At 75.1% G+C, this 26,013-nt stretch carries 23 protein-coding genes; 8 read left to right on the plus strand and 15 right to left on the minus strand.

Annotated elements, in window-relative coordinates; genetic code table 11:
* Window positions 1-13: 13 nt before the first annotated feature.
* Window positions 14-1,210 (plus strand): cytochrome c oxidase assembly protein, encoded by a 1,197-nt coding sequence (locus tag ACGF0D_RS14845; protein WP_392916103.1) that lies wholly within the window; start codon window positions 14-16, stop codon window positions 1,208-1,210.
* Between the two features lie 293 nt (window positions 1,211-1,503).
* Window positions 1,504-2,643, plus strand: a complete 1,140-nt coding sequence (gene rsgA, locus ACGF0D_RS14850) for a ribosome small subunit-dependent GTPase A (protein WP_392916106.1) — start codon at window positions 1,504-1,506, stop codon at window positions 2,641-2,643.
* A gap of 64 nt (window positions 2,644-2,707) precedes the next feature.
* Here the strand turns inward: rsgA and ACGF0D_RS14855 are convergent, their stop codons facing one another.
* Window positions 2,708-3,166, minus strand: coding sequence for an ASCH domain-containing protein (locus ACGF0D_RS14855; protein WP_392869073.1), 459 nt, complete (start codon window positions 3,164-3,166; stop codon window positions 2,708-2,710).
* 297 nt (window positions 3,167-3,463) lie between these two features.
* On the opposite strand from ACGF0D_RS14855, the gene ACGF0D_RS14860 reads away from it, so the two are divergent.
* Both ACGF0D_RS14860 and ACGF0D_RS14865 read left to right on the plus strand, forming a co-directional pair.
* Window positions 3,464-5,119, plus strand: a complete 1,656-nt coding sequence (locus tag ACGF0D_RS14860) for a DNA-3-methyladenine glycosylase 2 family protein (protein ID WP_392916109.1) — start codon at window positions 3,464-3,466, stop codon at window positions 5,117-5,119.
* A complete protein-coding gene (locus ACGF0D_RS14865; RefSeq protein WP_392869070.1) occupies window positions 5,116-5,625 on the plus strand; it encodes a methylated-DNA--[protein]-cysteine S-methyltransferase in 510 nt (169 codons plus the stop codon). The genes ACGF0D_RS14860 and ACGF0D_RS14865 overlap by 4 nt, the downstream gene beginning before the upstream one ends.
* An 83-nt stretch (window positions 5,626-5,708) precedes the next feature.
* Here the strand turns inward: ACGF0D_RS14865 and ACGF0D_RS14870 are convergent, their stop codons facing one another.
* Together ACGF0D_RS14870 and ACGF0D_RS14875 are read right to left on the minus strand one after the other, a co-directional pair.
* Window positions 5,709-6,218, minus strand: coding sequence for a GNAT family N-acetyltransferase (locus ACGF0D_RS14870; protein ID WP_392916112.1), 510 nt, complete (start codon window positions 6,216-6,218; stop codon window positions 5,709-5,711).
* Window positions 6,219-6,261: 43 nt separating this feature from the next.
* Window positions 6,262-6,795: a MarR family winged helix-turn-helix transcriptional regulator gene (locus tag ACGF0D_RS14875; RefSeq protein WP_392916115.1), complete on the minus strand. Its 534-nt coding sequence runs from the start codon at window positions 6,793-6,795 to the stop codon at window positions 6,262-6,264.
* 243 nt (window positions 6,796-7,038) lie between these two features.
* On the opposite strand from ACGF0D_RS14875, the gene ACGF0D_RS14880 reads away from it, so the two are divergent.
* Window positions 7,039-8,562, plus strand: coding sequence for an MFS transporter (locus tag ACGF0D_RS14880; protein WP_392916118.1), 1,524 nt, complete (start codon window positions 7,039-7,041; stop codon window positions 8,560-8,562).
* A 93-nt stretch (window positions 8,563-8,655) separates the two neighbouring features.
* Here ACGF0D_RS14880 and pth read toward each other — a convergent pair whose 3' ends face one another.
* The 4 genes from pth to ACGF0D_RS14900 form a co-directional block, all read right to left on the minus strand.
* A complete protein-coding gene (gene pth, locus ACGF0D_RS14885) occupies window positions 8,656-9,243 on the minus strand; it encodes an aminoacyl-tRNA hydrolase (RefSeq protein ID WP_392869062.1) in 588 nt (195 codons plus the stop codon).
* Between the two features lie 242 nt (window positions 9,244-9,485).
* Window positions 9,486-10,214 carry a DUF305 domain-containing protein gene (locus ACGF0D_RS14890; protein WP_392869060.1) on the minus strand — a complete coding sequence of 243 codons (729 nt, stop codon included), beginning with the start codon at window positions 10,212-10,214 and terminating at the stop codon, window positions 9,486-9,488.
* The gene (locus ACGF0D_RS14895; protein ID WP_392869058.1) at window positions 10,211-10,876 is read right to left on the minus strand and encodes a DUF3105 domain-containing protein; all 666 of its coding nucleotides are present in this window, start codon (window positions 10,874-10,876) and stop codon (window positions 10,211-10,213) included. The genes ACGF0D_RS14890 and ACGF0D_RS14895 overlap by 4 nt, the downstream gene beginning before the upstream one ends.
* 100 nt (window positions 10,877-10,976) lie before the next feature.
* Window positions 10,977-11,444, minus strand: a complete 468-nt coding sequence (locus ACGF0D_RS14900) for a hypothetical protein (protein WP_392869056.1) — start codon at window positions 11,442-11,444, stop codon at window positions 10,977-10,979.
* A gap of 386 nt (window positions 11,445-11,830) precedes the next feature.
* On the opposite strand from ACGF0D_RS14900, the gene ACGF0D_RS14905 reads away from it, so the two are divergent.
* Window positions 11,831-13,564 carry a hypothetical protein gene (locus ACGF0D_RS14905; protein WP_392916121.1) on the plus strand — a complete coding sequence of 578 codons (1,734 nt, stop codon included), beginning with the start codon at window positions 11,831-11,833 and terminating at the stop codon, window positions 13,562-13,564.
* Window positions 13,565-13,631: 67 nt separating this feature from the next.
* Here the strand turns inward: ACGF0D_RS14905 and ACGF0D_RS14910 are convergent, their stop codons facing one another.
* The 4 genes from ACGF0D_RS14910 to ureA all read right to left on the minus strand — a co-directional run bounded on the left by ACGF0D_RS14910 (window position 13,632) and on the right by ureA (window position 17,829).
* Window positions 13,632-14,231, minus strand: coding sequence for a TetR/AcrR family transcriptional regulator (locus tag ACGF0D_RS14910; protein ID WP_392869052.1), 600 nt, complete (start codon window positions 14,229-14,231; stop codon window positions 13,632-13,634).
* A gap of 76 nt (window positions 14,232-14,307) precedes the next feature.
* The gene (locus ACGF0D_RS14915) at window positions 14,308-15,357 is read right to left on the minus strand and encodes an agmatine/peptidylarginine deiminase (RefSeq protein WP_392916124.1); all 1,050 of its coding nucleotides are present in this window, start codon (window positions 15,355-15,357) and stop codon (window positions 14,308-14,310) included.
* Window positions 15,358-15,400: 43 nt separating this feature from the next.
* On the minus strand, window positions 15,401-17,122 hold the full coding sequence (locus ACGF0D_RS14920) for an urease subunit alpha (protein ID WP_392869048.1): 1,722 nt from the start codon (window positions 17,120-17,122) through the stop codon (window positions 15,401-15,403).
* Window positions 17,119-17,829 (minus strand): urease subunit gamma, encoded by a 711-nt coding sequence (ureA, locus tag ACGF0D_RS14925; RefSeq protein WP_392916127.1) that lies wholly within the window; start codon window positions 17,827-17,829, stop codon window positions 17,119-17,121. The genes ACGF0D_RS14920 and ureA overlap by 4 nt, the downstream gene beginning before the upstream one ends.
* 696 nt (window positions 17,830-18,525) lie before the next feature.
* On the opposite strand from ureA, the gene ACGF0D_RS14930 reads away from it, so the two are divergent.
* On the plus strand, window positions 18,526-18,900 hold the full coding sequence (locus ACGF0D_RS14930; RefSeq protein WP_392869044.1) for an ATP-binding protein: 375 nt from the start codon (window positions 18,526-18,528) through the stop codon (window positions 18,898-18,900).
* A gap of 423 nt (window positions 18,901-19,323) precedes the next feature.
* Window positions 19,324-21,651 carry a SpoIIE family protein phosphatase gene (locus ACGF0D_RS14935; protein ID WP_392869042.1) on the plus strand — a complete coding sequence of 776 codons (2,328 nt, stop codon included), beginning with the start codon at window positions 19,324-19,326 and terminating at the stop codon, window positions 21,649-21,651.
* A 329-nt stretch (window positions 21,652-21,980) separates the two neighbouring features.
* Here ACGF0D_RS14935 and ACGF0D_RS14940 read toward each other — a convergent pair whose 3' ends face one another.
* The 4 genes from ACGF0D_RS14940 to ACGF0D_RS14955 all read right to left on the minus strand — a co-directional run bounded on the left by ACGF0D_RS14940 (window position 21,981) and on the right by ACGF0D_RS14955 (window position 25,797).
* Window positions 21,981-22,901, minus strand: coding sequence for a (2Fe-2S)-binding protein (locus ACGF0D_RS14940; RefSeq protein WP_392916129.1), 921 nt, complete (start codon window positions 22,899-22,901; stop codon window positions 21,981-21,983).
* 160 nt (window positions 22,902-23,061) lie between these two features.
* Window positions 23,062-23,904: a hypothetical protein gene (locus ACGF0D_RS14945; RefSeq protein WP_392916132.1), complete on the minus strand. Its 843-nt coding sequence runs from the start codon at window positions 23,902-23,904 to the stop codon at window positions 23,062-23,064.
* 252 nt (window positions 23,905-24,156) lie between these two features.
* Window positions 24,157-25,005 carry a hypothetical protein gene (locus ACGF0D_RS14950; RefSeq protein WP_392869036.1) on the minus strand — a complete coding sequence of 283 codons (849 nt, stop codon included), beginning with the start codon at window positions 25,003-25,005 and terminating at the stop codon, window positions 24,157-24,159.
* Window positions 25,006-25,179: 174 nt separating this feature from the next.
* The gene (locus tag ACGF0D_RS14955; RefSeq protein WP_392869034.1) at window positions 25,180-25,797 is read right to left on the minus strand and encodes an NTP transferase domain-containing protein; all 618 of its coding nucleotides are present in this window, start codon (window positions 25,795-25,797) and stop codon (window positions 25,180-25,182) included.
* Between the last annotated feature and the right edge of the window lie 216 nt (window positions 25,798-26,013).

Raw genomic sequence — 26,013 nt, forward strand, 5'->3', positions numbered from 1 at the left:
GGTGAGCGGGCGGATGGACGCAGTGGTGCACGGCGCGGCGGGCGGCCTGGCGGGCGGCCCGGTGGGCGGCCTGGTGGGTGGCCCGGTGGGTGGCCTGGTGGGCGGCCCCGCCTCGGTGCTCGCCTACAGCGGGCCGCCGCCGTGGCGGTGGTCCGACCTGGCGACGTCCTGGACGGCGGAGCCGCTGGTGCTCACGCTGTCGGTGCTGCTCGCCGTCTGGTACCTGGCGGCGGTGCGCAGGGTCGGCCGGGTGGCCGAGGAGCGGACGGGCGGGGAGTGGGCGGCCGGGGAACGGGCGGTCGCGGGGGGCGGCGGAGACCGGCGCGACGGTGCGCGGCGCGTTGGCGGGCGGCCGGGGGCCGGGGCCGGGGGCGGGCGCTGGCAGCCCACCCGTACCGCGGCGTTCCTCGGCGGGCTGCTGCTGTGGATCTGGTGCACCTGCTCCGGCCTCGGCGTGTACGACCGGATCCTCTTCACCGACCGGGCCGTGCAGGTCGTCCTGCTGCTGATGGTCGTCCCGCTGCTGCTCGCGCTCGGCGCGCCGGTCTCCCTGCTGGTCGAGTCGGCGCCGGCGGCCCGGCGGGAGCGCCTCCTGCGGGCGCTGCGCAGCCGCCCGTCCAAGGTGCTGATGTTCCCGGCGGTCTCCACGGCGTTGCTGATGGCGCCGCCGTGGCTGCTCTACTTCACGCCCTGGTACGAGTGGTCGGTGTCCAGCGGGCTCGGGAACACGGTGCTGCACCTGGCGCTGGTGCTGCTGGGCCTCGCGTACTTCTGGCCGCGCCTGCAGATCGACCCGGTCGGGCACGAGTACCCGCACCTGGTCGGGCTGTTCATCACCTTCGCCGAGGTGATCTTCGACGCGGGGCTCGGGATCGTGCTGATCTACGGCGGGCACCTGGTCGCCGAGCACCACTACCTGGCGCTCGGGCGGCCGTGGGGCCCGAGCCTGGCACAGGACCAGACCTGGGGCGGCAACGCGTTCTGGGTGCTGGGTGACCTGGTCGGGCTGCCGTTCCTGGCCGCGCTGGTGCGGCGGATGGTCGTGCAGGGGCGGGAGGAGACCGAGGCGGTGGACGCCGAACTGGACGCCCGCTTCGCGGCGGCGGCCGCGCGGGCACGGGCGGCGGGGCAGCCGGAGGAAGAGGAGACGGGGATGCGGCCGTGGTGGCTGGACGACCCGAACCTCAAGCACCGGTACGGAAGAGGATAGGGCGGGCCAATTTTGGCCCGCTGAAGCCTCCCCGGCGCCCCCCTCGCCACGTTTCCGCAGGTCAAAAATAGGTTGGCCAAAATCCCCCGCCCCGCTAGCGTGTGACACATCCGGTTCGGGGGCCATTGGGCCGCCCGAGGAGTAGAGAGCAGGAGGTGAACCCCAGTGGTCGTTGTCGCCCCGATAGCTGCCCAGGGCAGCACTCGCGTTCACCTCCTTTCCCCGGCCGCCGGCTGAGCCCTTCACGCCAGCCGTAGCCCGCCGGGACCATCTCCTCCCGAAGGGCCACTGCGTTGTTCAACGCTGCCTCCGTTCCGTCGTTCTCTTCTCTCTCTTCCTCGTCCCCCTCGTCCTCCGCTGACGCCTCCGCGCTGGCCGGCTACGGCTGGACGCCCGAGCTCGCAGAGCTGTTCACCCCGTTCGGCGAGGCCGGGCTGCTCCCGGCCCGGATCGTCCGGGTCGACCGCGGCCAGTGCGACGCCGTCATCGCCGACCCGGAGACGGGCGAGTTGCGCACCGTCCGGTTCGACACCCGGCCGGTGGGCGACGCCGACATGATCAACTGCCCGTGCACGGGCGACTGGGCGGCGGTCGACCTGCACGCCCAGCCGATGGCCTCCGTCGCCGCCCTGATGCCGCGCTCCACCGCGATCATCCGCAAGGTGGCCGGCAAGCGCTCCGACGGCCAGGTGCTGGCCGCCAACGTCGACACCGTGCTGATCGCCTCCTCCCTCGCGACCGACCCCGACCTCGGGCGGATCGAGCGCTTCCTCGCCCTGGCCTGGGAGTCCGGCGCCGACCCGCTGGTCGTCCTCACCAAGGCCGACCTCGTCGACGACGCCGACTTCATCCGGTCCGACGTCGAGGCGGTCGCCCCCGGGGTCACGGTGGTCGTGGTGAGCGCCGAAACCGGCGAGGGCATGGACGTGCTCCGCGCCTGCATCCCCGGCACCACCGCGGTGATCGGCCAGTCCGGCGTCGGCAAGTCCACGCTCACCAACGCGCTCGTCGGCATCGACGTGATGACGGTCCAGGAGGCCCGCGCGGTCGACCAGAAGGGCCGCCACACCACGACCACCCGCGAGCTGATCCCGCTGCCCGGCGGCGGCGTGCTGATCGACACCCCCGGGCTGCGCGAGGTCGGCCTCTACGGTGGCGAGGGCGTGGACCTGGCCTTCGCCGACATAGCCGAGCTGGCCGAGGAGTGCCGCTTCCACGACTGCGGCCACCACACCGAGCCCGGCTGCGCGGTGCAGGCGGCGCTGGCCGACGGCACCCTGCCGCAGCGCCGGATGGACAGCTACCTCAAGCTCCAGCGCGAGAACGAGTGGATCGCCTCGCGCTCGGACGCCCGGGTGGCCAAGGCGCGGCTGAACAAGTGGAAGACGATCAACAAGTCGATGCGAGCCGCAGGAGGTCCGGTGAAGCGCTGACCCCCCGGCGCCGACCGGCCGCCGCGCAACGGCCGCCGGCCGGCCTCCGCCGGGCCCGCCCGTCTCAGCGGAGGTCGGCCGTCAGGCGGAAGCGCTGCAGCACCACAGGAGTGGTGTCGTCCACGGTGAACTCCGGGTCGTCGAGGGCGTCGAGCAGCTCCGGGCTGCTCCAGAACTCCTCGTGGGCCGCGCGCCACTCGGCCACGCTGGTGCACCCCTCGCCCTCGTCCAGGGCGTGCTGGAGGTCGACCTCCGCGAGCGGGACCACTCGGACGTCCGTGGTCTCGATCACGGCGACCCTGCGGCCGTCCGAGTCGAGGACCGCGGCGCACTCACCGGGCAGCGGCAGGGGCTCGCCCTCGTGCTCGTAGTCGGCGACCAGGCCGGTGGTGCTGGTCTTGGCGCCGTCGAGGATCGCGGCGACCAGCTGGTCCCGCAGCGGGCCGGGGAACGCGAACTCGGCCGGAGGCAGGGCGACGACGCGCGGGTCGTCCGGACCGGTGTAGGACTGCTGCTCACTCATGGCGCGAGGGTAGCGGCGGGACGGCCTACGGGCTCGCGAATTTCGGGCCCGGCTCCCGCGGCCGGGCCGCGGGAGCCGGTGGCCGGTGGGTCCGGTGGGCCGGGAGCTGGTGGCCGGTGGGTCCAGTGGGCCGAGAGCCGGTGGTGATGGGCTCGTGGGCCATGGGGCTATGGGCCGTAGGCCGTAGGCCGTGGGTTATGGCCCCACCGGGTGGCGGGTGGCGGGTGGCGGGTGGCGGGGCGGGAGGGGTGGGGGCGGGGGGAGGGGGAGGGCCCCCCGAAGTGGCGATCAACGGCAATGTCCGATTTCCGCCAGTCACCCCCCACCCAGTGCCGCAAACTGGACAGCGTGATCGACGACGACATCCGGTACCGAGCCGTGGACAGCCGTGACTCCCGCTTCGACGGGGTCTTCTTCACGGCGGTCACCACCACCGGCATCTACTGCCGTCCGAGCTGTCCCGCCGTGACTCCCAAGCGCGTCAACTGCGTCTTCTACCCCAGCGCCGCGGCCGCCCAGGGCGCAGGTTTCCGCGCCTGCCGGCGCTGCCGCCCCGACTCCGTGCCGGGCTCGCCCGAGTGGAACCACCGCGCGGACCTGGTCGGCCGCGCGATGCGTCTGATCGGCGACGGCGTGGTGGACCGCGAGGGCGTCGACGGCCTGGCCGGCCGCCTCGGCTACAGTGCCCGCCAGGTGCAGCGCCAGCTGACCGCCGAGCTCGGCGCCGGCCCCATCGCGCTGGCCCGGGCCCGTCGCGCGCAGACCGCCCGCCTGCTCCTCCAGACCACCGAACTGCCCGTCACCGACGTCGCGTTCGCGGCCGGCTTCGCCTCCGTCCGCCAGTTCAACGACACCGTGCGCGAGGTCTACGACCGCACCCCCAGCGGCCTGCGCGCCGAGGTCGCCGCCGGCCGCCGCGGCGCGACCCCGGCCGGCGGCCTCACCCTGCGCCTGGCCTACCGCGGTGCGCTCGACAGCGAGCACCTGATCGACTTCCTCGCCCTGCGTGCCGTCCCCGGCGTGGAGGAGGTCGTCCCCGGCGCGCGCCCCGGCGTGCGCGTGTACCGCCGCACCCTCGCGCTCCCGTACGGCCACGGCATCGCCGAGGTCGAGGGCCTGGCGCCGGGCGAGCCGCCCACCCGCGGCTGGCTCGACTGCCGCCTGCTGCTGACCGACCTGCGCGACCTGCCGACCGCCGTCCAGCGCCTGCGCATCCTCTTCGACCTGGACGCCGACCCGCTCGCGGTCGACGAGCAGCTCGGCGCGGACCCGCTGCTCGGCCCGCTGGTCCGCGAGCGCCCCGGTCTGCGCTCGCCCGGCCACGTGGACCCGCACGAGCTCGCCGTCCGCGCCGTCCTCGGCCAGCAGATCAGCGTCGTCGCCGCCCGTACCCTGGCGGGGCGGCTCGCCGAGAAGTACGGCACTCCGCTGCCCGAGCCCAGCGGCGGTCTGCGCCTGCTCTTCCCGACTGCGGCGGCCCTGGCCACCGCCGACCCCGAGGACTTCGCGATGCCCGCCGCCCGCCGCCGCGCGCTCACCGGCCTGTGTGCCGCGCTGGCCGAGGGCGTGGTCCGGCTCGACAGCGGGGTCGACCGGGAGGACGCCGCGGCCGGTCTGCTGGCGCTGCCCGGCATCGGCCCCTGGACGGTCGGCTACCTGCGGATGCGGGCCCTGGCCGACCCGGACGTCTTCCTCCCGAGCGACGTGGGCGTCAAGCACGGCCTGCTCCGCCTCGGCGCCGCCGGGGACCCGAAGTCCGCCGCCCGCGCCGCCGAGGCCTGGGCGCCGTGGCGCTCCTACGCCGTCCACCGGCTGTGGGCCGGTCCCGCCGGAACGGGCCCGGCCGGCACCGGTCCCGCCGGCACCGCCCCCGCGAGCAGCGGCATCAGCATCAGCACCAGCGCCACCGGCATCAGCGCCACCAGCACCGGAACGGAGAACGAACGAGCATGAGCACCACCGTCTACACCACCATGGAGAGCCCCTTCGGTCGGCTGCTGCTCAGCGGGGTGCTGCCGGAGGACGGCGGCCCGGCCGCGCTGGCCACCGTCACCGCGCCCGGCCAGAAGTACGCGCTGGCCGAGCCCGCCGACGACTGGGTGCTCGACCCGGAGGCGCTCGCCGAGCCGGTGGCCCAGCTGACCGACTACTTCGCCGGCAAGCGCACGGACTTCGACCTCCCGCTCGCGCCCGAGGGCACCGAGTTCCGCCGCAGGATCTGGGCCGCGCTGGACGAGATCCCGTACGGCAAGACCGTCACCTACGGCGAACTCGCCGTGCTGGCGGGGCAGGAGCCGCGCATGGTCCGGGCGGTCGGCGGCGCGGTGGGCGCCAACCCGCTGCTGATCGTCCGCCCCTGCCACCGGGTGCTCGGCGCCAGCGGGGCGCTCACCGGCTTCGCCGCCGGCGTGGACCGCAAGCGCTGGCTGCTGGACCTGGAGAGCGGCACCCTGTTCTGACCACCGGGGCCCGAGCGCTCAACCGGAGCACTCAGCTTGAGCGCTCAGCCCGAGCGCTCAGCCCGAGCGTCCAGCCGGAGCGCTCAACTCCTCAGCTCCACCCGCCAGTTGTTGCTGCGCATGAACCGCCCGGGCGGGAACTCGAAGTCCGTCTCGCCGAGCAGCGTGAACCCGGCCTTCGCGCAGACCGCGTTGGAGGCCGGGTTGTCCACGGACGGGAACGCGTGCAGGTGGGGGTGGGCTGCCTCGCGGCGGGCGGCCGCGACCGCCGCGCGGGTGGCGGCGACGGCGATGCCCCGGCCCTGGTGGCCGGGCAGCACGTTCCACCCCATCTCGTGGACGGTCCGCCCCTCCCACGTCCGGGTGCCGTAGCCGACCGACCCGACCGCCTCGCCCTCGGGCAGCAGCACGATCCGGTACATGCAGCCGAGCCCGGACGGGACGAAGTCCAGGTAGCGCCGGTGCCGTACGAGCAGTTGCTCCTCGCTCTCCGGCCCGCCGACGTGCTTCTTCATCTCCGGCGTGTTGATCCGGCGCAGCAGCGCGAGGTCGCCGTCCGCCCAGGGTTCGATCCGTACCTCCGCGGTGCTCATACGGGGACGGTAGTGCCGGGCGAGCCCCGGCGACCATCGGTTTTCACCCGGCCGCGGGCGCCTGCTCGGTCCCGGCGCCCGGCTGGCCGGCGCCCGGCTGGGCGAGGGCGCGGGCGAGCTGGTCCAGCGCGGGCAGGGCGTCGACGACCGCCGCGCGGTCGGCCGGGTCGAGGGTGTCGAGCGCGGCGGCGATCCGGCGCTCGTGGGCGTGCTGCCAGTCGTCCAGCTGCCGGCGTCCGGCCGGGGTGAGGGCGATCCGGGCGGTCCGGCGGTCGCCGGGGTCGGCCTGGCGGTCCACGAACCCGGCGTCGAGCAGCTTCCCGACCAGCCCGCTGACGGTGTTGGGGGCGAGACGCTGCCGCGCGGCCAGCTCGCCGACCCGCAGCGGGGCGGCGGCCAGCGTCTGGAGGAGTTCGACCTGCGCCATCGGCAGGGACTCCCACGGGTAGTCGGTGCGGATGCTGCTGCGCAGCGCGCGGCGCAGCCGGGTGACGGTGTCGGTCAGCTGTCGGGCGTGCTCGACCGCCGGGTCGGGGCTTCCGGTGGCGGGGTCGGGAACGTGTGGTGACGACGGCATGGCGGACAGCGTATCGCCTGGTGCGGGGCGGTTCTGCGGCCGGTTCGGGTCCCGTGGGCGCGCTGGGTCGTGGCTCTGTTGCGGGCCTCGCGGCAGGTGTCCGCCGGGCGCCGTCCGGCACTGTCCGTACCGCACTGTCCGTACCGCACTGTCCGTACCGCACCGTCCGTACCGTGGGACGCTTCCTGTCGCAGAGCGATCTGCTCGTAGCACGAACATATCTGTATCCGATATATTCGTGCCATGAACGCCACCGCCCTTGCCTCGCGGCTGCTCACCGAGCGGCCCCGGCCGCGCGGCATAGCCGGCTGGCGCCACGCCCACTGGCTCGCCGTCGGCACGGTCTGTCTCGGCGCCTTCCTCGGCCAGCTAGACGCCAGCGTCATCGCCCTGGTCTTCCCCGCGCTCGGCCGCCACTTCGACGCGGGCTTCGCCGCCGTCGAGTGGGTCGCCCTCGCCTACCTGCTGGTCCTGGTCGCCCTGCTGGCCCCGATCGGCTGGCTGTCCGACCGGGTCGGCCGCAAGACGATGTACATCGGCGGCTTCGCGGTCTTCGGCCTCTCCTCCCTCGGCGCCGGATTCGCCGGCAGCCTCTGGGTGCTGGTCGGCTGCCGCGCCGTCCAGGCGGTCGGCGCCGCGATGATGCAGGCCAACAGCGTCGCCCTGGTCGCGCGCGGCGTCCCCGGGCACGCGATGCGGCGCGCGCTCGGCATCCAGGCCTCCGCCCAGGGTCTCGGCCTGGCGCTCGGGCCCAGCCTCGGCGGGCTGCTGGTCGAACACGCCTCGTGGCGCTGGGTGTTCTGGGTCAACGTGCCGATCGCGGTGTTCGGCATCCTGGCGGGCTGGTACCTGCTGCCCCGCACCCGGACGGCCGACGCCCCGGCCCACCTCCCCGCCGGCGCCCCCACCGCCGTGCCGGGCCCCCGCCGGACCGATCCCCGAGAGGCCCGAGAGGCCCGAGAGGCCCGAGAGACCCGAAAGACCGGCGAATCCCGCGCCCCCCGAGACCCCGCCGCCCGCTTCGACCTGCCCGGCATGCTGCTGCTCACCGGGGCGACCACCTCGCTGCTGCTCGCCCTGTCCACCGCCTCCGGCCTGCCCCTGCCCGGCTGGGCGGTGGCCGCCCTGCTGCTCGCCTCCGCCGTGCTGGCCCTGGCCCTGGTGCGCCAGGAGCGGCGGGCCGCCCGGCCGATCCTGGCGCCCGGACTGGTCAACACCCCGGGTGTGCGTTCCGGGCTGGTGGTGGCGCTGATCGGCTACCTGCTGCTGTTCTGCCCGCTGGTGCTGGGCCCGGTGCTGCTCACCGGCGCGGGGGTGTCGACGGCGCACGCGGGCCTGGTGGTCACCCTGCTGCCCGCCGCGTTCGCGTTCGCCGCGACGGTCGGCGGCGGGCTGTTGCCCAGGGGCTGGTCGGACGTGACCAGGTGCCGCGCCGGTGCGCTGCTCGCGGCCGTCGGACTGCTGCTGTTCGCCCTGCTGCCGGCCTCGGACGTGTCGGCGCTCCCGCTGCTGGCCGCCGGCTACGGGCTGGGCCTGCTGCTGCCCGCCAACAACGCCCTGGTGATGCGGGCGATCCCGGCGCAGTGCTCGGCGGTCGGCGGCGGCATGGTGAACATGGCCCGCAGCCTCGGCACGGCGCTCGGCATGGCGCTCTCCGTCCTCGGTGTCCACCTGGCGGGCGCCGAGTCCGGTGGGCGGACGGTGCTCTTCGTCCTCGCTGCCGTCGCGGCCGCCGCCGCGCTGCTCACCCGGCCCGCCCGCCCCTGAGCCCCGCGGACCACGCCCAGCGAACCGCGCTCAGCGAACTGAGCCCCGCGAACCGCGCCGGAGCGCCCCGAGACGAGCCGGCAGAACCAGCCCCTAGGCGTCCGTACGGGCGTTCAGGATGTCCTGGGCCCGGTTCAGGCCGCGCCGCACCAGGGTCTCCAGGGCGTCCGCGCAGCGGTCCAACTCGCCCGGCAGGGCGGCCAGTTCCTCCTCCGAGAACTTCTTCAGCACGAAGTCCCCGACGCTCTGGCCCTTCGGCGGACGGCCGATGCCGAACCGCAGGCGGACGAAGTCCCGGGTGCCGAGAACCTCGCCGACCGAGCGCACGCCGTTGTGGCCGCCGGGTCCGCCGGCGCGCTTGAGCCGGGCGGAGCCGAACGGGAAGTCCAGGTCGTCCTGCACCACCACGAGCCGCTCGACCGGGACGCCGTGGCGGCGCAGCAGCGCGGCCACCGGGCGTCCGGACAGGTTGATGGACCACAGCGGCTTGGCCAGCAGCACCCGGTGGCCGTCGACGTCGATCTCGGCCACCCGGGTGGCGATGCCGCGGCGGCGGAACCGGGCGCCGTGGCGCTCGGCCAGGCGGTCCACGGCGAGGAAGCCCGCGTTGTGCCGGGTGAGCCGGAACCACGGGCCGGGGTTGCCCAGTCCGGCGATCAGCCAGGGGGCGTCGGGGGTCATGCGGGGAGTCTCCGGAGGGTGTGGGGGAGGACGGCGGACGGCCGGAGCGCGGCGGGGACGGTACGGGACCGTCCCCGCCGGCGCTCCGGCCGTCCGGGAAACGCACGGAACACGTCGCACGCGCGGCACACACACGGCACGCGCAGCACACACGGCCATCGCAGCACACGTGGAGCACGCGAAACGTGCGGAACATGCGAGGTGCGCGGAACACGCAGAGCGCGCGCCCCGCGGACGACCGCTCAGGAGGCGGGCACGCCGGGTTCGGCGCCGCGCTCCTTGAGCATGTCGGTCATCAGCTGGAGCTCGGAGGTCTGGGCGACCACCATCGTCTGCGCGAGCCGCTTCTCGGAATCGTTCCGGGCCTTGTCGACGTAGCCCTGGGCCATCTCGACGCCGCCCTTGTGGTGCTCGATCATCAGCTGGAGGTAGAACACCTCGGCGTCCCGCCCGCTGAGCGTGCGCAGCTTCGCGATCTGGGTGTTGGTGGCCATGCCGGGCATCAGCGAACCGTCGTGGGCCTGGTAGTCGTGGCCCATCTTCATCCACGCCATCGGCGTGGCGGTCGAGTGCTGGGACAGCCCCCACTGGTCCAGCCAGCCCATCATCATCCCGCGCTGGTTGGCCTGGGTGTTGATGATGTCGAAGGCCAGGGTGCGGGTCGGCTCGTCGGCGGTGCGGTCCCGGACGACGAACGACAGGTCCACCGCCTGCTGGTGGTGGGTCGCCATGTCGCGGGCGAACCCGGCCTCCGGGGAGTCGTCCGCGGGGACGGACAGCGTGGACGAGCCGGACGCGGAGGTCCCGCTCGCCACCAGGGCCGGCACCCCGAGCGCCAGCGCCACGGCGGCGGCCAGCGCGGCCGGCCACCACATGCGGCGGCGGCGCGGGGCCCCGCCCTCCTCGACGGCGTCCGCCGCGGCCGTTGCCGGGGCGGACGCGTCGGGGCGGCCGGCGTCGGCGGCGGTCACATCTGCCCCATGGTGCAGGAGGCGCCCGGCTCCTGGGTCTGCTTGCCCTGGACGTACTTGGTGAAGAACTCCTCCACCCGCGGGTCGGTGGCGCTGTCCACGATCAGCTGGGTGCTCCAGGCGTTCAGGGTGATGGTGCCCTGCTCGTCCGGGTACGGGCTCATCATCGAGTACGGGGTCTTCTTGACCTTGTCGGAGAGGATCTTGAGGTCGTCCGGGGTGGCCTTGCCGTTGTACGTCACCCAGACCGCGCCGTGCTCCAGCGAGTGGACGGCGCGCTCGTTCTCGAGCGGCTGGTCATAGACGTGGGCCATGCAGTCCGCCCAGATCGCGTTGTGGTCGCCGCCGACCGGCGGGGTCATCGGGTAGGTGACCTTGTCCTTGACGTGGGTGCGGCTCAGGTCGCCGAAGGTCTTCACGCCCGGGATGTCCGCGTTGGCGGCGACCTCCTTGTCCTTCTTCTTCTGGTTCTGGTCCATGACGATCCAGGTGCCGGTGGCGATCGCACCGACCACCAGCACACCGGCCGCCACCGAGGCGACGATCTTGTTGCGGCGGTCGCGGCGCTGCTCGGCGGCGCGCAGCTCGGCGATCCGGGCGCGGCGGTCGAGGCCGTCCTGCTTGCCGCCGGGCTTGTTGGACTGCTTGGAGGCGGAACCCATGGTGGTCGTCCTTGTCCCCGCCGCACCGGTCGGTGGCGGCGGTCAGCTGGAGTGAGAGGAAGGGCGGATCCGCCGGCGGCGCGCCGGCGGTGGGTTCCACTCAGGACCGGTGGACCTGGAGTTCGTGCAGGTCGGGAACCGGGTGCGCGCCGTCCAGCAGACCGGCGGGCACCACCCGGGGCGGCGCCTCGGGCGCGGTCGGGGTCAGCGGTGACACGGCGGGGTGCGGTTGCGGCGGCGGGTTCGGCAGCTGGGCGTCCTGCGGGCAGAACGGGTGGCTGGAGCAGCCGTTGTTGCGCGGCGGCTCGCCGCCGGCGGTGCAGAGGATCCAGTGCCCCTGCTCCTCGGCCGTCCGGTGGTGGTCCGAGGGCTTCGCGGACTTGGTGACCTTCGCGGCGCGGCCGGTGTAGGAGGTCTGCCCGGTGGCGACCTGGACGCTGACCACGCTGACCACGGTGACGGCGCTGACCGGGGCCCGGGGCGGCGCCGGATGGCCGGAGCCGTCCGCCGCCTTCGACTGGCCCGCGCAGGGCAGCAGCGTCAACAGGGTGACGAGCAGCAGGACCAACAGCCCACCCGCCGGGCGGCCCGCGGATGCGGCCCTCCCCGGTCGGGGCGAACTGGGGGCCGACGCGGTCATGCGCACATTTAATCAGCCGAACGAGTGATGCGATGCCCCCCATCGGCCCCCATTTTCGGCGGCCCGAGCGCCCGGATGACCAGGAAACGCCCTGCTCCGGACACATCCGGCAAGCACGGACGGAACGGAAGCGGACGAACCGATGACGCACCCGGCGCGGTCCGGCGAACCGGCTGGTGAGCGCGGTGGCCGGGACTTTCCGGTGGGTGTCCGGTTGTCGTCGAAACCCGGACAGGGTCCTCGCGGGTGGAGAACAATGTCGTCAGCCCGGCCCGCCGGGGCGGCGCGACCACGGAACGACCAGGAGCCGCCAGATGAGCAAGCAGGGTGCACCCGCAGAGCCGCACCGGCCGGACGACGGCTGGTGGGACGCCGTCTACGACGGTCCGGCGGGCACCCTTCCGGACACCCCGCACGCCGACCCCGGCGACGGCAGCGTGGACGACTGGTTCGACACGGCGGTCGGGCTCATCGGGCAGCAGCGGTCGGCGGAGCCGGAGCCGGAGCCGGCGTCGGCGTCGGGGTCGGTTGCCGAGGCTGCGGCGGAGCCTCCCGCGGAACCCGACGCCCCGGCGGGCCCGGACGCCCGGGACAGCATCGACGACTGGTTCGACACCGCGGTCGGCGTGATCGGCGGCGGATCGGTGGGGATCGGGCGACAGCGGACCTCCACGGAGACCCACCGGTTCCCGGCCCCCGCCTTCGCCGACGACACACCGAAGGCCGCGCCCACACCGAAGGCCGAGCCCGCACCGGAGCCCGCGCCCGTCCCTGAACCCGAGCCCGAGCCCGAGCCGACGCCCGAGCCCGAGCCGACGCCCGAGCCCGTCCCTGAGCCGGCATCGGCAGCCGAACCCGCTCCGGAGCCCACGACCGCACCCGTCTCGGACCCGGTCACGCTGGAGAAGCCCACCCCGCCGCCCGCCCCCGAGCCGGAACCCGAGCCCGAGCGCACCCCCGAACCGGAACCGGCCCCCACCTCCGACCCGGATCCCGAACCAGAGCCCGAGGCCCCCGCCCCCGCTCCCACCCCCGAGCCCGAACCCGTCCACACCCCCGAGCCCGACCCGGAGCCCGCGGCCCAGGCCGTCCTCGATCCCCGCCTGGCCGTCCGCGCACCGCTCGCCGACGGCGGCGCCGCCGTCCCGCACGTCGGCGAACGCCCCCCGACGTACGGACCCGAGCCGACCGCCGTACCCGAGGCGGACCCGGGCGCCCTGCACGCCCTCGTACCGGACACCGTGCTGGACGGCGCCCAGTACGGCCCCACCGTGCTGCGCGCCGCCTCCGTCCGGGGCGACTCCGCGCGCTACCGGGGCGAGCCGCGCCGCGACGCCCTGCTGGTCACCCGGTTCGGCGAGGGCCCCGACGGCCTGCTGCTCGCCGTCCTCGGCGGCTTCGACCGTACGGGCGGCGGCGCGGAGGCCGAGGCGCCCGCCCCGGAGGCGGTCGCGGCCGCCACCGGCGAGGCGTGCCACCAGCTCGCCGCCGCGATCGGGCGCAGCCGGGCCGGCCTGGCCGCCGACCTGCGTGACGGCGCCCGCGACCGGCTCCGCTACGGCCTCCAGCGGCTGGCCACCGGCGCGGCCGCCCCGCTGCGCGCCCTGGCGCCCCGGCCGGAGGAGACGCCGTCCCCGGCCTCGCTGCACTGCCTGCTGGTGTCACTGGACCCGGGGGCCGGCTACCGCGCGGCCTTCGGTGTCGGCCCGGGCGGGCTCTACCTGCTGCGCTCCGGCCACTGGATCGACGCGTACGCGGCCCGCCTGCTGCACCACCCGGACGGTCAGCCGCCGGTGCCGGAGGCCCCGGTGCCCGGCCCGCGTCCGTTCCGCTTCCGGCTCGTCCCCGCGACGCCGGGCGACATCCTGCTCCTCTGCACCCCGGGTCTCGCCCGCCCCGTCGCCGACGAGCCGGCCGTCGCCCACTTTCTGTCCACCCACTGGACCCACCCCCACCCCCCGGGCACCGTCGACTTCCTCCGCCAGGTGCAGGTCCGTGCCAAGGGCTACGCCGACGACCGCACGGCCGCCGCCATCTGGACCGAGTGACACCGCACCGGCCAGGGCCGGAACAACCAGGGCCGGAACAGCCAGGACCGGCCGGGCCCGGGGCGCGTCAGGCGCGCAGCAGGATGCCGGTGACGGCGGTGGCCTGGGTGAGGGCGGCGGGGCGGTGGGCGTCCGGGAGGCCGATGGCGACGGGGACGGCGAGGCCGTCGAGCAGGGCGCGGATCTGCACCGCGCGGTCGGCGGCGGGCCCCGGGGTGAAGTGGCCGGCGGCGGCGCCCTCCTCGATGAGGGCGACCAGGTCGGCCTGCCAGGGGGCCTCGATCTCCTGCTGCCCCTGGCGGATCTCGGCGCTCGCGGGGGAGCGGCCCCACACCTCGACCCAGAGGATCCAGCGTGGGTCGCCCGGGCCCTCCGGCAGGTAGAGGCGCAGGTAGGCGTCGAGGCGCTGCCAGGGGTCGAGGGCGCGGTCGGCGAGGGCCTCGCGGCGGCGGGCGCCGAGCTGGTCCTCGCTCCAGCGGAGGGTCTCCAGCAGCAGCTGGTCCTTGCTGCCGAAGTAGTAGAGCAGGTGTCCGGCGCTCATCTGGAGCTGTTTGCCGAGCCCGGCCATGGTGAGCTTGGCGAGCCCGTGTTCGGCGATCGCGGCCCGAGCGGTGGCGAAGACCTCCTCGCGGGGGCGGGCCGGCCGGCGCGGGCGGGGGTCGGCCATGTGCGGGTCTCCTCGGTGGAACGGCGCTCGGAAGGCTGCCCGGGTGGGCGCGCGGGGCGCCCACCCGGGTGGGGCGTCAGAGCGCCTTCGGCTGCTGCTGGGTGATGCAGTGGATGCCGCCGCCGTTGGCGAAGATCTCGCGGGCGTCCACGAGTTCGACGGTGCGGCCCGGGTAGGCCTCGGCGAGGATCGCGGCGGCCTCCTGGTCGCGCGGGTCGTCGAAGGCGCACAGGACGACCGTGCCGTTGGCCACGTAGTGGTTGATGTACGAGTAGTCGACCGGCTCGCCGTCCTCGTCCAGCAGGACGGTGGGGGCGGGCAGTTCGACGACCTCCAGCGGCCGGCCCTGGGCGTCGGTGGAGGCGCGCAGGACGGCGACCAGCTCGCGGCAGACCTCGTGGTCCGGGTGTGAGGGGTCGGGCTGGACGTGGGCGACCACGACGCCCGGGCGCACGAAGGAGGCGACGATGTCGATGTGTCCGCGGGTGCCGAACTCGTCGTAGTCGCGGGTGAGTCCGCGCGGCAGCCAGATCGCCTTGGTGGTGCCGAGGAAGGCGTGCAGCTCGGCCTCGACCTCCTCCTTGGTCCAGTCCGCGTTGCGGCCCTCGCCGAGCTGGACGGTCTCGGTGACCAGCACCGTGCCCTCGCCGTCGACGTGGATGCCGCCGCCCTCGTTGATCAGCCGGGAGGCGAAGCGCTGGACCTCCGTCAGTTCGCTGATGTGCTCGGCGATGTGCTGGTCCTTGTCCCAGCGGGCCCAGGACTGCGCGCCCCAGCCGTTGAAGATCCAGTCGGCGGCGGCCAGCGAGCCCTTGCCGTCGATCAGGAAGGACGGGCCGATGTCGCGCATCCACGCGTCGTTCAGCGGGCGCTCGACGATCTCGACCCGCTCGGAGACGTACTTGCGCGCCTCCTCCGTCTCGCCGGTGTTGACGATCAGCGTGACCGGCTCGTACCCGACGATGGTGTCGGCGACGGCGGCCCAGGCCTGGCGGGCGGCGTGCAGCTGCTCGGGGCCGTCGAACGTCGGGTTGGCGGTGGGGAAGGCCATCCAGGTGCGCTCGTGCGGGTGCCACTCGGCGGGCATCCGGTAGCCGAGCGAGGCGGGCGTGGGGGTGGTCATCATCAAGTCCTAAGGGAATCCTGGGCCTTGGCCGGATCGTCGGGGGTCAGAGGAAGTAGAGGCGGCTGAGCGAGACGCTGTCCGCGGGCTCGGAGCGCAGCGGCGAGCCGTCCAGCGAGACCAGCCCGGTCTCGGTGACCTCGACCTGGCCGATACGGGCGTTGCGCACCATGTCGCGCGGCCCGATGCCGCGGGTGTTGCGCACGCCGACCCGGCGGCGGCGGGTGGGCAGCCCGTCGGCGGCCTGGTCGAGGTAGGCGCCGTCGGCGGCGGCCTGGGCGACGAAGGCCACCGAGATGTCGGCGGCGGTCGCGCCGTGGGCGCCGAACTGCGGCCCCAGGACGAGGGGTTCGCAGCGGTCGGTGGAGGCGTTGGGGTCGCCGACCACGCCGTACGCGGGGAAGCCGGCCTTGAGGACCAGCTGCGGCTTGGCGCCGAAGTGGTCCGGGCGCCACAGCACGATGTCGGCGAGCTTGCCGACCTCGATCGAGCCGACCTCGTGGGAGAGGCCGTGGGCGATGGCCGGGTTGATGGTGAGCTTGGCGATGTAGCGCAGCACGCGCTCGTTGTCGTCGCCGCCCTCCGTCGTCCCGTACGAGCCGGTGCCGTCGAGCGGGCCGAGTTCGGCCTTCATCTTCCCGGCCATGGCGAAGGTGCGGCGCACCGTCTCGCCGGCCCGGCCCATGCCCTGGGCGTCGGAGGAGGTGATGCCGATGACCCCGAGGTCGTGCAGCACGTCCTCGGCGCCCATGGTGCCGGCCCGGATGCGGTCGCGGGCCATCGCGGCGTCGCCGGGCAGGTCGGGCTTGAGGTCGTGGGCGGAGACGATCATGTCGTAGTGCTCGCCGAGGGCGTCCCGGCCGAACGGCAGCGTCGGGTTGGTGGAGGAGCCGATGACGTTCGGCACGCCCGCCATCTTCAGCACGTTGGGGACGTGTCCGCCGCCGCAGCCCTCGATGTGGAAGGCGTGGATGGTGCGGCCTTCGAGGACCTTCAGGGTGTCCTCGACGGAGAGGCACTCGTTCAGGCCGTCGGTGTGCAGGGCGACCTGCACGTCGTACTCCTCGGCGACCCGCAGCGCGGTGTCCAGGGCGCGGGTGTGGGCGCCCATGTCCTCGTGCACCTTGAAGCCGGAGGCGCCGCCCTCGGCCAGCGCCTCGATCAGCGGGGCCTCGTCGGAGGACGAGCCGCGGCCCAGGAAGCCGATGTTGACGGGCCAGGCGTCGAAGGCGTTGAAGGCGTGGCGCAGCGCCCAGGGGGAGTTGACGCCGACGCCCCAGACCGGGCCGAACTCCTGGCCGATGATCGTGGTGACGCCGGAGGCCAGCGAGGCCTCCATGATCCGCGGCGAGAGCAGGTGGACGTGGGTGTCGATGGCGCCGGCGGTGGCGATCAGGCCCTCGCCGGAGACGATGGTGGTGCCGGTGCCGACGACCACGTCCACGCCGTCCAGGGTGTCCGGGTTGCCGGCCCGCCCGATCGAGGCGATCCGGCCGCCGATCAGGCCGATCGAGGTCTTGCGGATGCCCTGGGCCGCGTCGATCACCAGCACGTTGCTGATCACCACGTCGCAGGTGTCCCGGACGGCGGCGGGCTTGAGGTGCAGGCCGTCGCGGGCGGTCTTGCCGAAGCCGGCCAGGAACTCGTCGCCGGGCGCCTGGGAGTCGGACTCCACGCGGACGATCAGTCCGCTGTCGCCGAGCCGGACGCGGTCCCCGGCGCGCGGGCCGTGGACGGCGATGTAGTCGTGCGGGGTGATCGAGGTCATTCCCCCACCTCCGGGTCGTCGAAGCTGGTCAGGTAGCCGGTCGCGCGGGCCTTCGCCAGGGCGGCCTCCTTGGCGCCGGGCGCGTCCAGCGGGCCGTCCACGAGTCCGGCGAAGCCGATCGCGACCCGTTCGCCGCCGATCGGCACCAGGCCGACCTCGACGGTGGCGCCGGGGTCGAAGCGCACCGAGGAGCCGGCCGGGACGGCCAGGTGGGTGCCGTAGGCGGCGGCCCGGTCGAAGGCCAGACGCGGGTTGGCCTCGAAGAAGTGGAAGTGCGAGGTGACCGAGATCGGCACCCGGGAGGTGTTGTGGACGGGGAGCAGCAGCGTCTCCTCGACCGGGTCGTAGCCGGTGCCGTCGCCGATCAGCGCGCTGCCGGGGGCCTCGTCGCCGAGCGAGCCGGCGCCCTTGAACGGGTCGTTGACGACGGCGAGGCGGGTGCCGTCCTCGAACACGGCCTCGACCTGGACGACGGTGACCACGTCCGGCACGCCGGGCAGCACGTCGGCGGCGGTCAGCACGGAGCGGCCGGCCTCGATGGCCTCGGCCAGGCGCCGGCCGTCGCGGGCGGCCTCGCAGACGGTGTCCGCGATCAGGGCGGTGGCCTCGGGGATGTTGAGGCGCACGCCCCGGGCGCGGCGGGCGCGGGCCAGTTCGGCTGCTGTGAAGATCAGCAGCCGGTCCCGTTCGGTGGGGGTCAGTCGCACGGTTCCTCGCTCGCGGGTCGTCGGGCCCCTCGGGCAGGCAGGGGGCGTCGGCTCGGGCCTCGGGGGCCGCCTGGGGAGATGTTAGAACGTCGTTCAAACATCTCGGGTCATTGAACCCGGACCGGGCCGCCCTGTCCAGCGTTGCCGCTCCGCGGGCGTTCGGCCTGCCGGGCGGGGGATGGGGGTGAGGGGCCCGGCGGGGGAGCGGGGGCGACGGCTCCGACGGGGTCGTGGGCCGGCGCCCGGGCCCGGCGCGCGGAGGGAGCGGGGCAGGGGGCACGTGGTCGGGCGTGCGGTCCGTACGGGCGCCGGGTGTGCGCGGGATCGGGCGGGGGCGTCCTCGAAAACGGCCTCTGCGCTTCGCAAACCTGTCCGGCGCGGGCAGTTGGATCACGCGAACCACCCCGTGCCCCTTTCACCCCACGTGATCGGACGCACACTGTTGCAAACGCCGTCAACTGGGCATGAGGATGAGTGGTCAGAACGAGGGGGCCACCCGGCCGGCGGGGGATCCGGAGGCGGGGGGCCCGGATTCCAGGGCGGGGGCATGTGTTGATGGACGGTCAGTCGCGATTCCCGCGGCAGCGGACGAGTTCCGGCGACGCCTACCGGTCCGGGCCGGTCCAGGGGCCGGTCGTCGGCACCGGGACGACCCTGCCGGGCACGCCGGCTCCGGGGTGTGCCTTGCACCGGCGGTTGCACCTCACGCTCGACCCGGCGGACCTGGTCGGGGTGGGCGCGGTCAGGCACCGGCTGCGTTCGGCGCTGAGCCACTGGGGGGTGCCGGAGCTGTCCGACACCGCCGAGCTGCTCTCCTCCGAACTGGTCACCAACGCGCTGCTGCACACGGGCAAGGGCGCGGTGTTCGACGCGGTGCTCGGCACGGACCACCGGCTGCGCATCGAGGTGCAGGACGGCACCAGCAGACTTCCCGGGCGCCGCCGCGATCCGGAGGCCGAGTACGCCACCTCGGGGCGCGGCCTGCAGCTGGTGGAGGCGCTCGCGGACTCCTGGGGTGTGCAGCTGCGCGGCGACGGCAAGGTCACCTGGTTCGAACTCGCCACGCCCTGAGCCGCGCACCCGTCGACGCCCGGGACCTGCGCCCTTGCGGTTCCGGGCCGCCATCGCCGGCATGGTCGTACGATTGTTCGTCGTCGATTGATTCGCTGTCGAAGCAAGCCCTGAACAGAAGGCGGAACGGAAGGTTTCCGGCCCGTTGGCATTGCCGCTCGGCCGAACATTGGCCAGGATGGTGGGAATGTGTGTCCACGTGCGGGAAGCAGCGGGGAGACCGAACCTCGACTGGCCACCGTCCGTCGCACCGTCCTATCCAGCACGACCCATCACACCGCCACGCGGCCCGTCCGGACGGTCGGCGCGGTCCGCCACGGCAGCGGCAGGAGCAGCATGCCCACTGAGCCCGAGTCGCCGGGGCCGGCGCTTCCTCCCGGCGCGTCGCCCGTCGTCGAGCCGCGAACGGTAGAGCCGAGGACCGTGGAGCCGAGGACCACCAAGCCGAGGACCGTGGAACCGCGCACCGCCGAGCCGAGAGCCGTGGAGCCGGGAGCCGTCGGACCGCGCGTCGCCGAGCAGCCGGGCGCCCCGGAGCCGCGCACCCCCGGGAGCGGCCGGGTCAGGCCGCCCGCCCAGCCCTCGCGCCGCGGCTCCGCGGTGCGCCCCTCCCCGAGCCTCGCCGCCGCCCGGCTGGCGCCCGTGCTCTCCGGGGGGCTGCCGCCCTCCACCGCGGACACCATGCCGGACTGGCTGGAGCCCGCGATGGCCGCCAACGGCATCGGCTCCTTCGACTGGGACATCCGCCGCGACGTCCTGGAGGGCGACCAGCGGGCCTGCGCGATCGTCGGGCTGGACGCCCTGGAGCGGGTCCGCTTCGACCGCACCGCCGCCTCCTTCCTGACCCTGCTGCACCCCGAGGACGCGCCCGTGGTGCGCCGCCGGGTCGAGCGCGCGGTCGCCGAGCTGGGCCAGTGCGGCGCCTACTACCGCACCGTCGGGGCGAACGGCGGCATGCGCGCGGTGCGCTTCCGCGGCCGGGTGCTCGCCGACGCCTTCGGCCGGGCCTCCCGGATGGTCGGCTTCGTCTGGGACGCCACCGTCGAGCTGCACAAGCGCGACCACGCCGACCGGATGGCCCTGCTGCGCGAGGAGCGCTCCCGGTTCATCAAGGAGGCGGCGCGCGCCCTCTCCGAAGCCGTCACCGTGCGTGACGTGGCCCGGGTGTTCACCGAGCTGCCGCTGCCCGGACTGCCGCCGGACGGCCTGGTGCTGGCCTCCTTCGAGGCCGGACGGGCCCAGATCCTCGGCGCCTCCGGCTACCGCGCCGACACGCTGGCCGTCTGGGACCGCACCGTGCTGCCGGCCGGCCACCCGGCCGCCGAGGCGCTGCGCCACCGGGCGCCGGTCTTCGTCTCGACCCGCGAGGAGTTCCGCGACCGCTACCCCGAGGTGTGGGAGCCGACCAGCCGCGGCGGCCGGGGCTCCTGGGCGTACCTGCCACTGGTCGCCAGCGGCCGGGCGATCGGCGTCTGCGTGGTCAGCTTCGACGACGAGCGCGAGCTGGACGCCGACGAGCGCACCCTGCTGTCCACCCTGGGCGGGCTGGTCGCCCAGTCGCTGGCCCGGGCCCGGCTGCACGACGCCGAGCACGAGCTCGCGGCCGGCCTCCAGCGGGTGATGCTGCCGCGCACCGTCCCGTCCGTCCCGGGCGTGACCACCGCCGTGCGCTACCTCGCGGCCGGCTCCGGCCTCCAGATCGGCGGCGACTGGTACGACGTGGTGCCGCTGCCCGGCGGGCACGTCGGCCTGGTGATCGGCGACGTCCAGGGCCACGACGTGCACGCCGCCGGGATCATGGGCCAGCTGCGGATCGCGCTGCGCGCCTACGCGGCCGAGGGCCACCCGCCCGCCGCCGTGATGGCCCGGGCCTCCCGCTTCCTCGCCGACCTGGACACCGACCACTTCGCGACCTGCACCTACGCCGAGGTCAACGTGGACTACGGCGTGGTCTACGCGGTCCGGGCCGGCCACCTCGACCCGGTGGTGCGCCGCGCGGACGGGACCGCCGCCGTGGTGCCGGTGGCCGGCGGGCTGCCGCTGGGCATCGACCCGGACCAGGAGTACCGCGTCACCCGGTTCAGCCTGGACCCGGGCGAGACCGTGCTGCTCTGTACCGACGGCCTGGTCGAGGCGCGCGGCATGGACCTCGACGAGGGCGTCGCCCGGCTCACCCGGACGCTCGCCCGCCCGCTGCCGGACGCCGCCGAGGCCGCCCGCGACCCGCTGGAGGAGCTGGCCGACCGGATCGCCTCCCAGGCCGCCGACTCCAGCGAGCGCGAGGACGACATAGCGCTGCTGCTCCTGCGCTGGGACGGCCCGGCCGGCGGCCTGGCCGCCCAGCAGCTGCGCCGCCGGATCGGCCAGGCCGACCTCGCGCGGGTCGCCGAGGTCCGGGCCGAGCTGCGCGACGCGCTGCGCCGCTGGGGCGTCGCCGAGTTCATCGACACCGCCGAGCTGCTCTCCTCCGAACTGGTCACCAACGCCATCCGGCACACCGACCGGGACGCCATGTTCACCGCCCGGCTCTACCGGGAGCCGGAGGCGGACGGTGGCCGGGCCCGGCTGCGGGTCGAGGTGGAGGACGAGTCGGACCTCTGGCCGACCCGCCGCACGCCGGGGGAGCAGGCCTCCTCCGGACGCGGGCTGATGCTGGTCGAGGCACTCGCGGACTCCTGGGGCGTGGAGCCGCGCGGCTCCGGCAAGCGGATGTGGTTCGAGCTCAGCGGGACGGCGTCGGCGGCGGCCTGAGGCCCCGTCGGCTCGGGCCGCCCGGCACCGGAGGCTCAGCCGAATTGCTGCTCGAGGGGCCTGTTCGGCGGCTGGGAGTACTTCGTCCCGTTCGGGTTGGACGGCGCCGCGAGGGTGTGGGAGGCGCCGCCGTGAAGGGATTCCTTGCGGCGGCGGCGCTCCTCGGAGCGCTCCCGGGAATCCGGGCCGGCGGCGGGGGAGGCGGATCCCCGGCAATGTGCTGAGGAGAGGGATTTCTGACCCGGTGACGATCGCACTGTCATAGGAATGCGCGGCGGATTGTTCCTGGAATGACGGGCTTTTCGAACCCGATATCGCACAGGCTTTCGTCAACGCCGCGTGACGCGAGGGCAGCCGCCGCACATGTCCTGCGGATCCGCGGTGTAGACGAGGCAACAACTGGCCCGGGACCGCTCCGGGCCCGGGGCGCAGTCCGCCCTGGGCGCCGGGGGCGCGAAGCCGGCGCCCGGAGTGAAGGGGGCCGGAGCGGGGGCGGGTCGGTCGTCCGCGCCGGGCGTGTGCGCGGGGTCGAGGGGCTCGCCGGGCGCCAGCAGCGCGGACAGTTCGGCGCGCGCCCGCTCCTGCTCCCCGAGCAGCCCGCCCGCGTAGCAGAGCCCCTCCACCACCGCGTCGGTGGCCATCGCCCACAGCACCCGGGGTCCGCGCCGCGCCTCCGGGCCGAAGGCGGTGAGCACGGGGGCCAGGAAGGCGCCCAGCGCGGACCGCAGCGCGGCGGCCAGCGCCGGCTCGTCCGGCACCGCCCCGGCCTGGCCCGAGCCGGCCGCCGGATCCTCCGGCAGGCAGACGAACTCCGCCGGGCGGACGGTCAGTTCGACCGCGTCGGGGTGTCGGCGCAGCGCGACGTCCCCGAGCGCGAGCAGCGGGACGCGCCGCTCCAGGAACCACGGCAGCGTGAACAGCAGCGAGACCGGCCAGACGAAGCGGTGCAGCCCGAAGCCGGCCGCGACGTCCGGGCGCAGCGGCCGCCCGTAGCGGGCGAGGCCCTGCCGGGCGTCGTGGGCGATCAGCTCGCGGACCGTCTCGGGGCGGGCGGCGAGGTCGGCGGCGGTCAGCCAGCCGTCGCCGTGCCGGGGCCGGGCGCAGCGCACCGTCAGGATGGGGGTGAGCCCGGACAGCCGGTGGTACGAGGGCGCGCCCGGGGTGGTGGGCGCGGGAGCGGGGACGGGGGTGCGCGCACCGGTGGTACGGGGGGCGCGCGGCGTGGGGCCGGGCCGGGTGCTCGCGGTCATGGGCGGCCCCATCGGGTCGACCGGGGCGCCCATGGTCCGCCCGGCGGTGCCCGGCGGCGGTGGCGCGCCGGACGCGGCCGGACCGGGGCATGGCGGTGCCCGGGGAACGGCAAGGCGACCTGGCCGGGGTACTGCTCCCCCCGGCCAGGTTAGCCTCACCTTAGCTGATTGTCCCCCCGGTCTCGCTCGCGGTGCGTCCGTCCGTGGGAGCCCCCGGCGTGCTGCGGGGCCCCAGCTGGCGCGCGAGCCAGACCGGCACTCCGCCCAGGGCGGCCACCAGCCGGGCCGCCTCGGCCCGCAGCCGCGCGGCCTCGGGCGGCTCGGACACCTCGGCGAGCGCGGCGAGCGCCGGCGCCACCCCCACCGTGAAGCCGAGTTGCTCGCGCAGCCGCAGGGAGGCGTCGAAGCCCTCCCGGGCGTTCCCGCGGTCCCCGCGGGAGAGCGCCAGTGCGGCCAGGTGTCGCCAGGTGTACGAGCGCAGCAGTTCGTCCCCGCGCTCGCCCGCGCCGTCGTGCGCCCGGCGGTAGGCGATCCAGGCGGCGCTGCGGTCGCGCAGCAGGTTCTCGGCGACCAGCCCGCGCCGGAAGTCCAGCAGCGGGCGGCCCGGGGCGTCCGGCGGCAGCAGGGCCGAGGTGCGGCCGAGCGCGGCCTGCGCCTCGTCCAGCCGGTCCCGCGGGCCGAGCACGCTCGCCACGTACGCGAGGAAGCCGCGGGCGCAGGCGGCGGCCGCGCGCTGTTCGGTGCCGGAGGCCAGCGCCTCCGCCAGGCGCAGCGCCTGCTCCGCCTGGGTCCAGTTCGCGGCGGTGAACAGGCACTGCTCGATGAGGAGTTCGGCCCGCCCCAGGGCCGCGGCCGGGTCGTGCTCGGCGGCCGGTCGCAGCAGTTCGGCGGCCTCCTGCCAGCACCCCCGGGACCTCAGCCGCCACACGGTGTCACCCGGCTCCTCCGCTGCCGCCCGCCCCCGCCCCTCCGGGCCGCTCGGGTCCCATCCGTGCTCCGACAACGCCACCTCCTTGTGTGCGCCATCCGGCAAGGGCGCGGACCCGCCCCTGAGGCCCTGCCGCCACGACCCGTGCGCATGACGACGACAGGGCGAAAGGCCCGCGCTGTGGCCGCAATTCAACACGGGGGTGAGCTTGTGCACCAGATCACGAGCGAAGGTTGTTGCTTTTGGAGGAAAAATGATCTAGGGGTGCGCACGGGGGGAGACGCGGAGGAGGGGGAAGGGGGCCGCCCCGCCGGGCGGCCCGGTGGGTCAGGAGGTCCAGCCGGTCTCCATCAGGGCCTCGGCGGCGCCGTTCGCGGGCTGCGGCACACCCGCCAGGTCCAGGCTGAACAGGGCGACCAGCAGCTGCTCGCCGCGCACGGTGGCCTGGTGCGAATAACCCGCGAGGGTGAACATCGCGGCGGCCATCTCCTCGGCGTGCAGGGTCTGCAGCCACAGGCACTCGACCGACTTCACGTCGGCGGGCTCGGTCCAGGTGTCCACCTGGGCGACCATCCGGCTGCCCAGCAGGGTGACCCCGTCGCGCTCCTGGGCCTCGGTCAGCTCCAGGTCGTCGAAGCCGAGCCACTCCAGGTAGCGGGCGGCGGTGAACACCGCGTCCTGCGAGGTGCGCACCGGGTGCGGGCGGAACGGCGTGCGGTGGCGGAACGGGCGGGAGCGGCCGGCCGCGGGCGGCGTGGGCGGGGCCGGGGTGGGCACGTTCACCGGGTGGGCCGGGTACGGGCGGGCGGCCTGCGGGCCGGGGGCGGCGAGCGGGGCGGCGGTGCCGGTGCCCAGCCGGGTGGCGCGGTCGACCGGCAGCCGGACGGTGGCGCCGCAGTTGCAGGTGAACTCGGGCTGCGGCCACTGGTCGGAGCGGCCGCAGTGCGGGCAGCGCATGCTCAGCCAGGAGTCCTCCCAGGAGCGGAAGCGCACCTGCACCGGCACCCCGCCGCGCAGCAGCGGCACCTTGAGCGAGGCCCCGCACGGGCAGGGCAGGGACGGCGGTTCGTAGAGGTGCTCGCGGCGGCAGGCGGGGCAGCGGATGGCCCGGGCGCCACCGCCCGGCCCCGGTCGCGTGGGGTCGTGTCCGGTGAAGTCGTCGGGCAGTCCGGCCATCGCGGGCTCCGTCCGTCGGTGTCGGGTGGGTGGGACGATTCCCATGCTCCCCGAAATGTCCGGCGCCGGACGCGGAATGGGGCAATCCTCAGGGACGGATCAGGGGCTCCTGCCCGCTCGGGTCGGAGTGGAATCCTTCCGGAGGGGGATGCCCGGCGGGCCGGACCTGGACGTTCATCCCGCGGACCAGCGGGCCAGGTCGGCGGGGGTGTCGAGGTCGTCCGGGACGGCGACGTCGGCGCACTCGACCAGGACGAGCTCCGCCGCGTGCGCCGTCAGCAGGGCGCGGGCCCCGGCGTCGCCCCGGGCGCCCGCCGCCGCCTCGGCGAAGTGCCGGGCGCCGATCAGCACCGGGTGCCCGCGCCGCCCGTCGTAGGCCGCGGCGGCCAGGTCGGCGCCCGCCCGGTGGGCGGCCAGCAGCCGGGACACCGCGGCCGGGGTGACGCCCGGGGTGTCCACCAGCATCACCAGCGCCGCCGAGGCGTGCGGCGGCAGCGCGGCCAGGCCGGCCCGCAGTGAGGTGCCCATGCCCTGCTTCCAGTCCGGATTGCCGACCAGCCGGCAGCCCGGCAGGTGCGCGGTGGCCCGTACCCGGTCGCCCTGCGCGCCCAGCACCACGGTGACGTCCGCGCAGCCGCCGGCCCGGACCGCCGCCGCCGCGTGCTCCACCAGCGGCCGGCCCCCGTACCGCAGCAGTGCCTTGGGGCGCCCGCCGAGGCGGCTCCCGCCCCCGGCGGCGAGGATCAGGGCGGCGACCGGGCCCGGCCCGGCGGGTGTCGGTGGTGTCTGCATGGGGCCAGCCTGCCCGGTCGGGGCCGGGGCGTGCGCGGCGGGGGCCGGCGAGGGGGCGCCGCGTCCGGTGGCCGGACGCCCTCGCGGGGGAGGGGGTGTGAGCGGGTGTGAGCTTCGACATGCTCCGGGCCGTCGCGTGGCGTCGGCTTGACCTGCTCTCGGGGCGGCTGATCTGCTGGTTCGCCGTCAACCCGCCCCTGACCCCGGGAGTTCTCC

This window comes from Kitasatospora sp. NPDC048298 (assembly GCF_043201465.1).
In the GTDB taxonomy this organism is placed as follows: domain Bacteria; phylum Actinomycetota; class Actinomycetes; order Streptomycetales; family Streptomycetaceae; genus Kitasatospora.

Bases quoted from the DNA above. Each gene is read 5' to 3' on its own strand.
- ACGF0D_RS14845 (WP_392916103.1), top strand. From the start codon at position 14: ATGGACGCAGTGGTGCACGGCGCGGCGGGCGGCCTGGCGGGCGGCCCG.
- ACGF0D_RS14855 (WP_392869073.1), bottom strand. From the start codon at position 3,166: ATGAGTGAGCAGCAGTCCTACACCGGTCCGGACGACCCGCGCGTCGTC.
- ACGF0D_RS14860 (WP_392916109.1), top strand. From the start codon at position 3,464: ATGTCCGATTTCCGCCAGTCACCCCCCACCCAGTGCCGCAAACTGGAC.
- ACGF0D_RS14865 (WP_392869070.1), top strand. From the start codon at position 5,116: ATGAGCACCACCGTCTACACCACCATGGAGAGCCCCTTCGGTCGGCTG.
- ACGF0D_RS14870 (WP_392916112.1), bottom strand. From the start codon at position 6,218: ATGAGCACCGCGGAGGTACGGATCGAACCCTGGGCGGACGGCGACCTC.
- ACGF0D_RS14875 (WP_392916115.1), bottom strand. From the start codon at position 6,795: ATGCCGTCGTCACCACACGTTCCCGACCCCGCCACCGGAAGCCCCGAC.
- ACGF0D_RS14880 (WP_392916118.1), top strand. From the start codon at position 7,039: ATGAACGCCACCGCCCTTGCCTCGCGGCTGCTCACCGAGCGGCCCCGG.
- pth (WP_392869062.1), bottom strand. From the start codon at position 9,243: ATGACCCCCGACGCCCCCTGGCTGATCGCCGGACTGGGCAACCCCGGC.
- ACGF0D_RS14895 (WP_392869058.1), bottom strand. From the start codon at position 10,876: ATGGGTTCCGCCTCCAAGCAGTCCAACAAGCCCGGCGGCAAGCAGGAC.
- ACGF0D_RS14905 (WP_392916121.1), top strand. From the start codon at position 11,831: ATGAGCAAGCAGGGTGCACCCGCAGAGCCGCACCGGCCGGACGACGGC.
- ACGF0D_RS14910 (WP_392869052.1), bottom strand. From the start codon at position 14,231: ATGGCCGACCCCCGCCCGCGCCGGCCGGCCCGCCCCCGCGAGGAGGTC.
- ACGF0D_RS14915 (WP_392916124.1), bottom strand. From the start codon at position 15,357: ATGATGACCACCCCCACGCCCGCCTCGCTCGGCTACCGGATGCCCGCC.
- ACGF0D_RS14920 (WP_392869048.1), bottom strand. From the start codon at position 17,122: ATGACCTCGATCACCCCGCACGACTACATCGCCGTCCACGGCCCGCGC.
- ACGF0D_RS14940 (WP_392916129.1), bottom strand. From the start codon at position 22,901: ATGACCGCGAGCACCCGGCCCGGCCCCACGCCGCGCGCCCCCCGTACC.
- ACGF0D_RS14950 (WP_392869036.1), bottom strand. From the start codon at position 25,005: ATGGCCGGACTGCCCGACGACTTCACCGGACACGACCCCACGCGACCG.
- ACGF0D_RS14955 (WP_392869034.1), bottom strand. From the start codon at position 25,797: ATGCAGACACCACCGACACCCGCCGGGCCGGGCCCGGTCGCCGCCCTG.